11 protein-coding genes and 1 pseudogene are annotated in these 12,116 nt (G+C 67.0%); all 12 read right to left on the reverse strand.

Annotation, left to right across the window (positions count from 1 at the left end; genetic code table 11):
• Window positions 1-315 (reverse strand): annotated as a pseudogene (locus CHB99_RS24355) (hypothetical protein); the annotation flags it as partial.
• 83 nt (window positions 316-398) lie between these two features.
• Window positions 399-1,763: an aminotransferase class III-fold pyridoxal phosphate-dependent enzyme gene (locus CHB99_RS24360; protein ID WP_281177151.1), complete on the reverse strand. Its 1,365-nt coding sequence runs from the start codon at window positions 1,761-1,763 to the stop codon at window positions 399-401.
• A gap of 56 nt (window positions 1,764-1,819) precedes the next feature.
• Window positions 1,820-3,241 (reverse strand): aldehyde dehydrogenase family protein, encoded by a 1,422-nt coding sequence (locus CHB99_RS24365; protein WP_042125885.1) that lies wholly within the window; start codon window positions 3,239-3,241, stop codon window positions 1,820-1,822.
• Between the two features lie 75 nt (window positions 3,242-3,316).
• Entirely contained in the window at window positions 3,317-4,765 is a 1,449-nt protein-coding gene (locus tag CHB99_RS24370) for an APC family permease (protein WP_042125887.1), read from the reverse strand.
• A gap of 254 nt (window positions 4,766-5,019) precedes the next feature.
• Complete coding sequence (locus CHB99_RS24375; RefSeq protein WP_042125889.1) at window positions 5,020-5,418, reverse strand: PaaI family thioesterase; 399 nt, start codon at window positions 5,416-5,418, stop codon at window positions 5,020-5,022.
• 295 nt (window positions 5,419-5,713) lie between these two features.
• Entirely contained in the window at window positions 5,714-7,105 is a 1,392-nt protein-coding gene (locus tag CHB99_RS24380; RefSeq protein ID WP_042125891.1) for a sensor histidine kinase, read from the reverse strand.
• Window positions 7,102-7,764 carry a response regulator gene (locus tag CHB99_RS24385; protein WP_042125892.1) on the reverse strand — a complete coding sequence of 221 codons (663 nt, stop codon included), beginning with the start codon at window positions 7,762-7,764 and terminating at the stop codon, window positions 7,102-7,104. The genes CHB99_RS24380 and CHB99_RS24385 overlap by 4 nt, the downstream gene beginning before the upstream one ends.
• A 2-nt stretch (window positions 7,765-7,766) precedes the next feature.
• The gene (locus tag CHB99_RS24390) at window positions 7,767-8,408 is read right to left on the reverse strand and encodes a tetratricopeptide repeat protein (protein WP_042125893.1); all 642 of its coding nucleotides are present in this window, start codon (window positions 8,406-8,408) and stop codon (window positions 7,767-7,769) included.
• Window positions 8,405-9,208, reverse strand: coding sequence for an SDR family oxidoreductase (locus CHB99_RS24395; RefSeq protein ID WP_042125895.1), 804 nt, complete (start codon window positions 9,206-9,208; stop codon window positions 8,405-8,407). The genes CHB99_RS24390 and CHB99_RS24395 overlap by 4 nt, the downstream gene beginning before the upstream one ends.
• Window positions 9,195-9,875, reverse strand: coding sequence for an iron-containing redox enzyme family protein (locus CHB99_RS24400; protein ID WP_042125897.1), 681 nt, complete (start codon window positions 9,873-9,875; stop codon window positions 9,195-9,197). The genes CHB99_RS24395 and CHB99_RS24400 overlap by 14 nt, the downstream gene beginning before the upstream one ends.
• Window positions 9,876-9,883: 8 nt before the next feature.
• The gene (locus CHB99_RS24405) at window positions 9,884-11,347 is read right to left on the reverse strand and encodes an AMP-binding protein (protein WP_042125899.1); all 1,464 of its coding nucleotides are present in this window, start codon (window positions 11,345-11,347) and stop codon (window positions 9,884-9,886) included.
• Window positions 11,337-12,014 (reverse strand): thermostable hemolysin, encoded by a 678-nt coding sequence (locus tag CHB99_RS24410; RefSeq protein ID WP_042125901.1) that lies wholly within the window; start codon window positions 12,012-12,014, stop codon window positions 11,337-11,339. The genes CHB99_RS24405 and CHB99_RS24410 overlap by 11 nt, the downstream gene beginning before the upstream one ends.
• Window positions 12,015-12,116: the final 102 nt, after the last annotated feature.

The following is a 12,116-nucleotide window of genomic DNA, read 5'->3' on the forward strand; positions in this document are numbered from 1 at the left end:
GCCGGCGGCGTCGCCGTCACCCCAGGTCGCCGAGCTGACCAGGTTGAAGGTGCCGTACAGCGTGCCGTTGCCGCCCAGGCCCTGGTCGCCGCTGAAGCCGTACTTGATGAAACCTTCGCGCCAGGTCGAACCGCCCGGCGTGCCGTCGTAGTTCTTGCGGCTGTTGAACATACCCCAGACCGCGAGCATGTCGGCGTTGAGGTGCGTGTCGTCGTCCGCGTACAGCTCGTAGGCCTGGGCCGGTACGCTGATTCCCAGGGCGATCGAAAGTGCAAGGCCGCGGCGCGCGGCCCTGTTGAACAGGGTGCTGGACATGCAAGTGCTCCTGTGTGCCTTGGCAGGCATTCTTATCAGTGCGGTGGAAGGTCACCGCCGGTCGGCGGCGACCCGGGTGCGGCTCAGCGGCAGCGCGACAGGGCGCTGTCGAGGACTTCGGCGATCCGGCTGGCCTCGCCGGAGGTCAGGGTCAACGGCGGCGAGAGAATGATCTTGCTGCCCACCGGACGCACCAGCACGCCCTCCTCCCTTGCCGCTTCGGCGATGCGCGCGGCATCGCCGGCGGCCGGGTCCACCGGCTGGCGGGTGCGCTTGTCGCTGACCAGGTCGAGGGCGATCATCAGGCCCTTGCCACGCACCTCGCCGACCACCTCGAAGCGTTCACTGAGCGGCTGCAACTGTGCCAGCAACTGCGCGCCGATCGTTGCCGCATTGCCCGGCAGGTCCTCGGCCTCGACGATGTCCAGCACGGCCAGGGCCGCGGCGCAGGCGGTCGGGTGGCCGGTGTAGGTGTAGCCATGCATGATGAAGCTGCCGAAACCCGGCGCCTGCTCGATGGCCTCGGCGATGCGCGTGTTGAACACCGTGGCGCCCAGGGGGATGTAGCCGGCGGAAATACCCTTGGCCAGACACAGGATGTCCGGCGCCACGCCCCAGCCGCGGCTGCCGAGCATGCAGCCGGAGCGACCGAAGCCGGTGACCACTTCGTCGGCGATCAGCAGGATCCCGTGGCGGTCGCAGACCTGGCGCAGGCGCTTCCAGTAGTTGGCCGGCGGCACGATCACCCCGCCGGCGCCCTGCACCGGCTCGGCGATCAGCGCGGCGAAGCTGTGCGCGCCGTACAGGGCGATGGTTTCTTCGAGCTGGCGGATGCAGTGCTCGGTCAGTTCCTCCGGATCGCGACAGTCCCAGGGATTGCGGTACAGCCATGGCGTGTCGAGGCTGTGGCAGCCGCCGAGAAGCTGCCCGTGGTTGTAGTGATAGACGCCATTGCCGCCCACCGAGGTGCCGCCGATGTGCACGCCGTGATAGCCGTTGCGCAGGGAGAGAAAACGCGTGCGACCCGGCTGACCGCTGGCGACCCAATACTGGCGGGCCATCTTCAGCGCGGTTTCCACGGCATCCGAGCCGCCGCTGTTGAACAGCACGCGGGCCATGTCTTCCTCGGCGAACATGGAAGTCAGGCGCTCGGCCAGATCGTAGACCCGCGGATGGGCGATGCCGTCGAAGGTCTGGTAGTAGGCCAGCTCGTCCAGCTGGCGGACGATGGCGGCCTTCACCTCGGGGCGGTTGTGCCCGACGTTGACGTTCCACAGGCCGCCCACGCCGTCGAGCATGCGCCGGCCATCGACGTCGGTGATGTAGTTGCCGTCGGCGCTGGCGATGATCAGGGTGTTGGCCCGGTGCGCCGGGGCCGCGCTGCCCATGGGGTGCCAGAACTTCTTCTCGGCGGTCTTGTAGTGTGCGTAACGGTTTGGCTGGGCCACGGCGGTGTCTCCGGAAAAGGCTGGCAGCGGGACGCCAGCGAACAGGGTGGGCGTGTTCACGAGAGGTTCTCCTTGCGCACGAACAGCAGTTGCTGGCCGGTGAATTCCAGCAGGCCTTCGAGACCGAACTCGACGCCGAAGCCGGACATCTTGCTGCCGCCGAACGGCGTGTTGGGCTGGATCTGCGCATGGCAGTTGACCCAGGCCACACCGCTTTCCAGGCGCGCCGCCAGGGCCTCGGCCTGGGTCGCATCGGGGCCCCAGACCGAGCCGCCCAGGCCCATGCTGCTGGCGTTGGCGCGGGCCAGGACATCGTCCACATCGCCGTAGGCAATCAGCGGCAGCACCGGGCCGAACTGCTCTTCGTCGACCAGGCGATCGCCGTCGGTGACATCGGCGACCAGGGTCGGCGGGTAGAAATAGCCGGCACGCGGCAGGCGCTGGCCGCCGCAGAGGATGCGCGCACCGAGACGCCGGGCGTCCTCCACCAGTTCGCCGACCAGTTCCAGCTGCTCGCTGTTCTGGATCGGACCGAAGGTGACCCCGGCCTCCAGGCCCGCGCCGACCACTTCGCGCCCGGCACGCTCGACCAGGGCCGCGGCGAAGGCCTCGTACTGCGATTCGTGCACATACAGGCGCTTCAGCGCCGCGCAGGTCTGGCCCATGTTGAGGAATGCGGCATTGAAGATGTCGTCGACCACGGCGGCGATATCGGTGCCGGGCAGGACGATGGCGGCATCGTTGCCGCCCAGTTCCAGGGTCAGGCGCTTGAGGTTGCTCGCCGCGCCGCGCATCACGCTTTGCCCGGTGGGGGTGGAGCCGGTGAAGACGATCTTGTCGATGCCCGGATGGGTGGTGATGGCGCTGCCGAAGCCCTTCTCGCCGGTGACGATGTTGATCACCCCCGGCGGCAGGTGCCGGTCGAGGATCTCCACCAGGCGCAGGGTGCTCAGCGGTGTCAGGCTCGACGGTTTGCTGACCACGCAGTTGCCCGCGCGCAGGGCCGGGATGATGTGCCAGACGGCGATCATGAACGGCCAGTTCCACGGGGTGATCGAGGCGACCACGCCCAGCGGCTTGCGGTGCAGTTCGACGCGCTGGCGCGGGTTGTCCTCGACCTGTTCGACGGGGATCTCCAGGTCGGCGTTGTAGCGGGTCCAGGCCACCCCGCCCATGACTTCGGACAGGGCAAGCGCCAGCGGCTTGCCCTGCTCGCGGACGATCAGCCGGGCGATGCCGTCGGCCTCCCGCTCGATATCGTCGGCGGCCTTGTGCAGCGCCGCGCGGCGTTCGTCGGCGCTGCTCTGGCGCCAACCGGCGAAGGCCGTGCGGGCCGCGGCGACAGCCGCGTTCAACTGCCCGAGCGAACCCGAAGGGCATTGGGCGAAGGGCGTGCCGCTGGCCGGGTCGATCACCGCGAACTCGCCGTTTTCACCGGCGACGCGGACGCCGCCAATCAGTAGCTGGAAATTTTCCATGGGACATATCCTTGGGTTACGCGGCACCCGGGGTACCGCTGCACGCAGGTGGTGCTTATGAGTGAGAGGGCCGGCTCAGAGCTTGTGGCTGCCCAGCTCCAGGTAACGCTGCGGGCACAGCCGGCGCAGACGCGCAGCCAGCAGAACACCGGTGATCAGGGCCGCGGGAATCACCGCGCAGAGGGCGTAGGACAGCGACTTGCTGGCCCCGGTCAGGACATCGAAGTGCAGCACCGCGACGCCCAGCACGAACAGCAGCGCGATGCAGGCCAGTCCTGGCAGCAAGCGCTTGCGCATGAAGCCGAGCTGCAACTGTGGCTGGCGATGGAAGTACATCAGCACCGCCGCCGACGTCATCGCCATCAGCAGGATCACGCACAGGGTCGCCAGACTGGAGAACCAGGCGAACAGTTGCAGGATCGGGTCGGCATCCAGCGCGGCGAACACCAGCACCACCACCGCGGCGATCAGGCTCTGCAGGGCCGAGCCCATGTGCGGGCTCTGGTGCACCCGATGGGTGGTACCCAACTGCTTGGGCAGCAGGCCGTCGCGGCCGATGGCGTAGAAGTAGCGCGCCGCGGCGTTGTGGAACGCCAGCAGCCCGGCATAGATGCTGACCATGAACAGCACGCGGATCACCTGGGTCAGCTGCGGCCCGACGAAGTGATCGGACAGGCCGTAGATGAAGGTCGTCGGGTCCTGCAGGGCCAGCAGGGTCGGGACGATCTTGTCCGCGCCCACGCCCACCACCATGGCCCAGATCGACAGGGTGTAGAACACGCCGATCAGCAGCACCGAAGCGTAGGTGGCGATGGGAATGGTGCGCTGCGGGTTCTTCGCTTCCTCGCCGTAGATGGTGGTGGCCTCGAAGCCGATGAAGGCGGCGAAGCAGAACAGCAAGCCGATCGACGGTGTGCCGCTGCCGACATGCCGGGCCTCGAACGAGGCGAAGTTGATCCCGCTGTCGCCGCCGCTGCGCAGGATGGCGAAATCCAGGATGAGGATCGCCAGGTACTCGGCGACCACCACGAACGACAGCACCCGCGCCGACAGGTCGATATTGCGGTAGCCGAGGATGGCGATACTGGTCATGGCCAGCAGCGAATAGACCCACCAGGGCAGCTCGATGGCGAAGACCACACTCATGGTCCCGGCCACCACGCCACCGAACATGCCGTACAGCCCGACCTGGAGGATGTTGTAGGCGAACATCGCCAGCACCCCGGCAGCGCCGCCGGCCATGCCGCCGAGGCCACGGGAGGAGAAGGCATAGAAGCCGCCGGCGTTGGTCACATGGCGGGCCATGGTGGTGTAGCCCACCGAGAACGCCAGCAGTACCGCCAGGGTCAGCACCAGCAGCGCCGGGGTGCCCGCACCGTTGCCGAGCATGATGCCGATGGGAAAGCCGCCGGCGATCACGCTCAGGGGACTGGCCGCCGAGACCACGAAAAAGATGATGAAACCGACACCCAGGGCACCGCGCCTGAGCTCCGTGGAACTGTTCGCAGGGATGGAAACGCTCATTTTCTTGACCTTGTTGTATGAGGCAGTCTGTTGTCTGGAGTGGCACGGAGGCCGCGCCACAGCACGCTGTTGTTTTTCTGATCAGGCTGAGGACGATCCTAGACCCGGGTGGGGACGGGCTGTTAACCCAAAATGGCAGGGTTGCGGGGAAGGTTGCCCTGTTGAAGAGCATGGTGAGGCGGGAGGGCGTGGGGACAGGGTTGCGGCATGCCACGGATGAAAGGCGGCACCTGGCAGGTGCCGGGGTTTGTCTGTCAGCCGACCACCAGGAACGAAGCGCTGGCACGCACCACGCGCTCCTCGCCCACACTGATGTAGCTGTTGGCGAACACCAGGCGGCTGCCGGTCTTCTGAATGTCGACGGTCGCCTCCAGCCAGTCGCCGACCTTGGCCGAGCCGGCGAAGTCGGTGTTCAGGCTGGTGGTGACCAGCTTGAGCGGCGGGTCCCTGGAAAAGGCCGCGCTGTAGCCCAGGGCAATGTCGGCCAGGGCCATGAACAGCCCGCCGTGAGCCAGACCGCGGGCGTTGGTATGTTTTTCCTCGACACGAACGCCGATGATGAAACCGGCACCCTCTTCCCGAAAGAAGAATGGCCCCAGCAGTTCGATGAATGGACTGTTGCGAAACAGCGGTTTGAAACCCTGAGGGATCATGGGTGCAATATCCTTTTTGCTGTTTGAATTTTTCCGCCTTCTCATTCCGTCCGCCAAGGATCTGAGAAGCTGCTGATTACCCCCGGCAACCGCGCCTCAGACAACAACCGAGAAGTCGCCGAGCGGCGAGCAGGCACTTTCTCGTACAAAGCCTAATCGTTCAGGTCATCCTGGAACTGAATATCACCCTCTTGAATACAGCGCTGAAGACAAATTCGATAGTGCTCACTATCTGGTTTCCGTCCCCTTGAACAGCGGGCCAGGGGATACAGGATGCCAAAGTGCCAGCTGACGCTTAAGGCAGCCTGAAGTCCGCGGCGGTGTGTTCCAACGGGATCGACAAGGTCGCGGCGAGCCCGCCCTGGGCGCGGTTTGCAAGACGTACCTGGCCGCCCATGCCCTCGACGATGGTGGCGACGATGGACAACCCGAGGCCGGCGCCATTCGGGCTGTTGCGGCTGTAGAAGCGTTCGAACACCCGCGACAGACTGGCTTCGTCGATGCCCGGCCCCTCGTCCTCGATGGTCAGTTCGACCTGACCGGCACGCTGCCTGAGTGAAACCGTGATGCGCCCTCCCCGCGGCGAATGCTCCACCGCGTTGGCCACCAGATTGTGCAGGGCGATGCCCAGCACGCCGGCATCGACGGCCAGACGATGATCGCCCTCGCCGATGTCCAGCGACGGCTCCAGGCCGCGATCGAGAATCCACGGGGTCAACTCCGCCAGCGACTCGGTGAGCATCTGCGCGACGTCGATCGGGGTGCTGACCCGTTGTCCCAGGCGCGGCTCCACGCGGGCCAGGGTCAACAGCTGGTTGACCACCCGGGTCAAGCGATCGACCCCGCCGATCAGGAAGCCCAGGGCCTTCTGCCGCTCGGCCTCGCTGGTGGCGGCCTGGGCGTTCTGCGCATGCAGGCGCAGGATGGCCAGCGGGGTGCGCATTTCATGGGCGGCGTCGGCGATGAAACGGTGCTCGCGGCGCAGCAGGTCGTCGATCTGCGCCAGCAGGCGATTGATCGCCGCCTGCATCGGCTCCAGCTCCGAGGGCAAGGGCACCAGTTGCAGCGGCTCCAGGGAGTCGGCATGCCGGGCGCGGATGACGTTGGCCATGTTCTGCAAGGGTTGCAGGCCCCAGCCGATCGCGGCCCAGACCAGCAGCGCCAGGGCCAGGCTGCCGATCAGGAAGGGAAACAGGGTATGGCGGACGATCCGGTCGATCAGGTCGTAGCGCACATCCTCGCGCTCGCCGACCCAGATGATCCAGTGCCGCTCCGGCACCGGCAGGACGAAACCGCGCCATTGCTGGCCATTCACCGCAAAATCGGCGAAGCCCGCGCTGACCGAGAGCGGCGCGAGGACCGGGGCGCTGGGGGTATGCACCAGCAGCGCACCGCTGTCATCCCAGACCTGGAAGGCCAGCTTGCTTTCATAGGGATGACCGATCCGGTGCCGTCCCGCCTTGCCCAGCGCTTCGTTGAAGGCGCGGTACAGCGTCTCGCGGCTGCCGTCCTGGACCGGAATGCTCATCACGCCTTCGAGCAGGCGGGCGTTCTGTGCCAGGTGGGCGTCATAGACCTCGGTGATTTCGTGGCGGCTGTCGTGGTAGTTGTACAGGGCCAGCAGGCTGGTCCCCAGCACCAGCAACAGCATGACCCGCCACAGCGTGCGCTGGCGCAGCGAGCTCATGCCTTGCTCTCGACCAGATAGCCGATACCGCGCACGGTGCGGATCAGGCCGTTGAACAGCTTCTTGCGCAGGTGATAGATGTTCACCTCCAGGGTGTTGCTTTCCGGCTCCTCGTCCCAGCCATACAGCAACTGGGTCAGGCGCTCGCGGGTGAAGACCTTGCCCGGCTGGGCCAGCAGTTCGTGCAGCAGCAGGTACTCCTTGGGCGTCAGCACCACCGGCTCGCCGTTGTAGTGGACTTGCTGGGTGACCGGATCGAGGGCGACGCCGGCATGCTCGATCAGCACCCGCGCCCGCCCGGCGCTGCGCCGCAGCAAGGCGCGCAGGCGGGCCTTGAGTTCGTTGAGGTCGAACGGCTTGACCAGATAATCGTCGGCCCCGGCATCGAGGCCGGTGATGCGGTCCTCGGTGGCATCGCGCGCGGTGAGGATCAGCACCGGCAGGCTGTCGCCCCCGGCCCGCACCCGCCGCAGCAGTTCGATGCCGTCCAGGCGCGGCAGGCCCAGGTCGAGGATCGCCAGGTCGAACGCTTCATGCTGCAAGGCATGCAGGCCGCTCACCCCGTCACGCAACCAGTCGAGGGTATAGCCCTCCTGGCGCAAGCCATCGCAGATCCCCTCGCCCAGCGCGGTATCGTCCTCAACCAGCAGCAGCCGCATAGTCAGTCCTGTTTGTCCTTGAGCGCCTTGAGTAAAGCAGCGATATCGCCACGCCTGCCCTGGTCGGCCAGTTCACGTCCCGGTCGCGGCGGCGCCTGCAGGGCCTTTTCCAGCGCCGCGCGGGCTTCACCATAGCGTTTTTGCCGGAACAGATGATCGGCCCAGAAATAGTTGCTGTCGATACCGTTGGGGTTGATCCGCAGCGCCTGGCGCAACAGGGTCTCGGCCTTGTCGGCGTCGCCGAAGCCGATCGGCCAGCCGGGCACCTGGTCGTACAGGGTGCCCAGGCTGGTGTAGGCCGAACCCTGCAGGGCACTGGCATCCAGCTTGATCGCCTGCTCCAGGCTGGCCCGTGCCGCCTTGACCTTGCCCAGTGCCCCCAGCCCGCCGGTGGCGCCGGCCCAGCTGCTGTTGATGATGCCGTCCCAGATCAGCGGTTCGGCCGCGCCGGGGTATTGCTGAACGAAGCCGGCGGCATCGCCGGCCAGTTGCTCGAAGGCGTCGGCGCGCTGGTCCTTGGGCGTCTGGTACTGGATCTGCGCCCAGCGATGCTGCAACTCGCCCAGGCGCTGGCTGCCGGCCTGGTCCAGGGCCCAGGTCAGCGGGGTGAACGCCAGCAGGCCGGCGACAAGAAAACGCTTCATTTGCCCGACTCCCTCGAATGACTGCCGATATGGCGAAGAATGACCGGTAGTTGCTTGCGCAGGGCGCGGTCGACCACCCCCGGAAGCATGCCGTTGAGACGCACGAAGAGCTTTTCCGGCCAGCCCAGGTAGAGCTCGCTGCGCTCGGACTGCACGGCCTCGAGCACCGCCCGGGCGACATCCGCCGGATCGTCCATGCCCACCTTGAGCGCCTGGTTCAGCGCCGTGGCGGCACTGCTGTTCATGCTCGTGCGCGTCGCCCGGGGTGCGGCATAGAGGACGTTGACCGAGGTATCGGCGAGTTCGCGGCGCAAGGCCTCGGAGAAACCGCGCAGGGCGAACTTGCTGGCGCAATAGGTGGCATACCCGGGATAACCGATCGAGCCATAGGTCGACCCTACGTTGACCACCAGTGCCGCGGGGCGGGCACGGAGCAGCGGCAGGCAGACCCGGGTCAGTTGCAGCGCCGCCTTCAGGTTGATGTCCAGCAACTCGTCGAGGGCCTGCTCGTCGAGTTGGTCGAGCAAGGCGAAGCGGTTCACCCCGGCGGCATTGATCAGCACGTTGACGCCCATTTCCCGCGCCCGCGCCAGGACCCGCTCGCGCCCTTCGCGGGTGCGCAGGTCGGCCGCCTGCCAGTGCAGACGCTGCGGATAGCGCTGCATCAGGCTGGCCAACTTACCCACCTGGCGGCTCACCGCGAGCACCCGGGCCCCCGCCGCGCACAGCTGTTCGGCCAGCTCGAGGCCGATGCCGCCACTGGCCCCGGTCAACACCACCACGGATTCAGACAAGCGCATCACGCACCTCGTGCTGGCCGGCACGCGGCAGGCCCCGAAACATCTCGGTGTACAAGCGGTACACCACCTGGCTGGCATGAATCACCGCCTGCTGGTCGGCAGGGTCGTCCAGGCGATCCATCAATTGTCGGTAGGTGACCATATGATCCTGGTCCAGGGCCCCGTGGGAACTGAGGTAGCTGAAGGCCTTGGCGGGCAGCTCCAGGGTGCTCTGGATAGTCCCGGCGGCCTGGGTCGCCAGGGCGATGCTGGTGCCTTCGAGCACATTGACCATGCCGAACAGGCCGACCGGATTGCCGCGGGCGATCAGGTCGTAGAGGTAGGCCACCATCAGTTCGATGGACAGTGCCGGCCGACCATCCCGCACGGCTTCCCAATCGCCGCCACAGGCCTTGATGTCATCGAGGATCCACTGTTCGTGGCCGTATTCCTCCTCGATGTATTCGCAGACGGCGCCGCGCAGCCACTCCAGGCGGGCCGGCAGGCGCGCGCCGCAGGCCATCATCAGCGGCACGGTGTGGCGGACATGGTGATAGGCCTGGGTCAGAAACGCGATGTAGCTGTCCAGGCTGACCTGACCAGCCAGTGCCTCGCGGATCACCGGCACGGCGAACAGCGCCTGGCGCTCCTGGGCAGTGTGCAGTTGCAGGGTGTCGAAAAAGGGCATGGCGAACCTCATGAGGGAATGTCGGCTAACAGGCTGTGGTAACGCGTCAGGATGGCCTCGCGGCGCGGACGGCCATTGGCGGTGAGGGTGTCGTCGCGGCTGTCGAGGGGTGCCGGCAGCCGCCGCCAGGCATGCACCCTGGCGTAGTCCGGCAACTGCGCATTGCAGCGCTGCACGGCCTGCTCGATGGCGTCGTCGCTGGCATTCGGGTCCAGCGGCCAGAGCAAGGCGCTGTTTCGCGGCAGCCCCTCGCCATGCACAAAGGCCTGGGCGATGGTGCCGCTCTGGGTCAGTTCGGCTTCCACCCATTCCGGGTTGACGTTGCGCCCGAAGCTGGTGATGAACTGGTGCTTCTTGCGCCCGTTCAGGTACAGATAGCCCTGCTCGTCGAAGTAGCCGAGGTCACCGGTGGCCCACCAGCCGGCCTCGAATGGCGGCTCGTCGAGGTAACCCAGCAAGGTCGACCCGGCCACCAGCACCTCACCGTCCTCGGCGATCCGCACCTGCACATGGGGCAACGGCTTGCCGACGCTGCCAGGCCGCGCCGCGCCCGGCCGGTTCAAGGCCACCACCGAGGCGCACTCGGACAGCCCGTAGCCCTCGAACACCGGCAGGCCGACCGCCTCGGCACGGGCCAGCAGGCTGGGGGAAACCCGCGCCCCACCCACCGCGACGAAACGCAGCGCGCCGACCTGCATCAGGCCACGCTCGATGGCGATAACCAGGCCCATCAGCAGTTGCGGTACCAGGATCAGACTGTGCGCAGCGCTCAGGGCCATGGCGCCGAGCAGGCGTTTGAAGTCCACCTGACTGGCCCCGCCGATACCCAGTTGCGCCTGCGGGTAGAGCAACACGCAGGCGCCCGCCATCAGCGCGGCATAGACCCCCAGGTTTTCCAGCAGAATGCCCAGCGGCAGTACCGCAAGGTAGCGCTGCGCCTCGGTTTCCCGGCTGGCCGCTTCCAGCTCCCGGGCCACCCGCAGCATGGCCTCGGCGCTCAGGCACACGCCCTTGGGGCGGCCGGTGCTGCCGGAGGTGTAGGTGATCTTCGCGGTAGCGCCGGGCAACCTGGCGGGACGCTCCAGCGTCCGAGTCCACACCCCCTGCGCCTGGGCAAAGCCCAGCTCGGCCAGTTGCGCACCCCACTGTGCCTCGCCGAGCGCCAGTGTGGCCCCGCTTTGCGCAATGCAGTGCGCGAACTGCGCAGGGCTGAAAAAGCCAGGGACAACCACGCAGGGCCGCTCGACGAACAGCGCGGCCAGGTCCCAGGGCAGCGCCTCGGGGCCATTGTCCAGGGCCAGGACCAGGGCCCCCGGCGCCTGCTGGCTCAAGAAGCGGGCCCGGCTTTCGACGCCCGTGAGCAACTGCCCCCAGGTCAGGCGCTGGGTCGCGCCCTGCACGGCGATTTCGTCGCCATGGTCGCGGGCCTGTATCGTCAGCAGTTGCTGAAAGCGCTCCAGTTCATGCGGCATGGCCGGTCTCCTGGGTGATCGCCGGCAAGCCGAGGCGCTGGAAGGCGCCGGCGCGGGTCAAGGCGTCGAAGCCGTAGCCGATATTGCCGGCGAAGACCTGCGGGCGCTGGGCGTAGTAGGTCCCCCATTGTGCCTGCTCGCCGTCCAAGCGGCCGGGATCGGCCGCGGCCAGGATGCCGGGCTGCAGCCCCAGGCGCTGGAAGCTGTTGATCAGCGTCGCGGCACCGGTGAAGGCCACCCACTGCAGGCCGCGGATGGCCAGCAGCCAGGTGACCAGGATGATGATGATCCGCGCACTGCCGGCGCTCAGCGAGGCCAGGTTGCCCACCTCGACCAGGCAATCGCGCGCCAGCGCACCGCCCGCCAGGCGCGAGACCGCAAGTTCCAGGGGTTCGTCCAGATAACGTTCGAGAAACAGCGGGCCGGCGCTGGCCGGGCGCACCCCGGCCGCCGCGATCAGGCGCCCGTGGCGGTCATGCAACGCCAGCAGTTCCGGCAGGTAATGCTGGACATCGGCATGGTGCATGGCGGCGAAACGCTGATGGATGAAGTGCTCCAGATCCCCGCGACCGCTGTCGTGGGCCAGGTGCAGGGACAACTGGGCGTGATGCTCGGCATTGCTGCCGACAGGCAAAGGGAGCAGGTTGCTCCATTCAAGCTGGGTCATGAAACCTCCCCCCGATTGGGCTCGATGGGGAGGAGTATCGGCGCCGAGTCTGAAGGGAGTCTGAAGTTGCCCCGAGAGGAATCTACTTCAACCACCAGGGCT

The sequence above is a fragment of the Pseudomonas japonica genome, from assembly GCF_900188455.1.
In the GTDB taxonomy this organism is placed as follows: Bacteria; Pseudomonadota; Gammaproteobacteria; order Pseudomonadales; family Pseudomonadaceae; genus Aquipseudomonas; species Aquipseudomonas japonica.

Excerpts from the sequence above, each read along its gene's own strand:
- CHB99_RS24365 (WP_042125885.1), bottom strand. The coding sequence starts at position 3,241 with ATGGAAAATTTCCAGCTACTGATTGGCGGCGTCCGCGTCGCCGGTGAA.
- CHB99_RS24370 (WP_042125887.1), bottom strand. The coding sequence starts at position 4,765 with ATGAGCGTTTCCATCCCTGCGAACAGTTCCACGGAGCTCAGGCGCGGT.
- CHB99_RS24375 (WP_042125889.1), bottom strand. The coding sequence starts at position 5,418 with ATGATCCCTCAGGGTTTCAAACCGCTGTTTCGCAACAGTCCATTCATC.
- CHB99_RS24380 (WP_042125891.1), bottom strand. The coding sequence starts at position 7,105 with ATGAGCTCGCTGCGCCAGCGCACGCTGTGGCGGGTCATGCTGTTGCTG.
- CHB99_RS24385 (WP_042125892.1), bottom strand. The coding sequence starts at position 7,764 with ATGCGGCTGCTGCTGGTTGAGGACGATACCGCGCTGGGCGAGGGGATC.
- CHB99_RS24390 (WP_042125893.1), bottom strand. The coding sequence starts at position 8,408 with ATGAAGCGTTTTCTTGTCGCCGGCCTGCTGGCGTTCACCCCGCTGACC.
- CHB99_RS24395 (WP_042125895.1), bottom strand. The coding sequence starts at position 9,208 with ATGCGCTTGTCTGAATCCGTGGTGGTGTTGACCGGGGCCAGTGGCGGC.
- CHB99_RS24400 (WP_042125897.1), bottom strand. The coding sequence starts at position 9,875 with ATGCCCTTTTTCGACACCCTGCAACTGCACACTGCCCAGGAGCGCCAG.
- CHB99_RS24405 (WP_042125899.1), bottom strand. The coding sequence starts at position 11,347 with ATGCCGCATGAACTGGAGCGCTTTCAGCAACTGCTGACGATACAGGCC.
- CHB99_RS24410 (WP_042125901.1), bottom strand. The coding sequence starts at position 12,014 with ATGACCCAGCTTGAATGGAGCAACCTGCTCCCTTTGCCTGTCGGCAGC.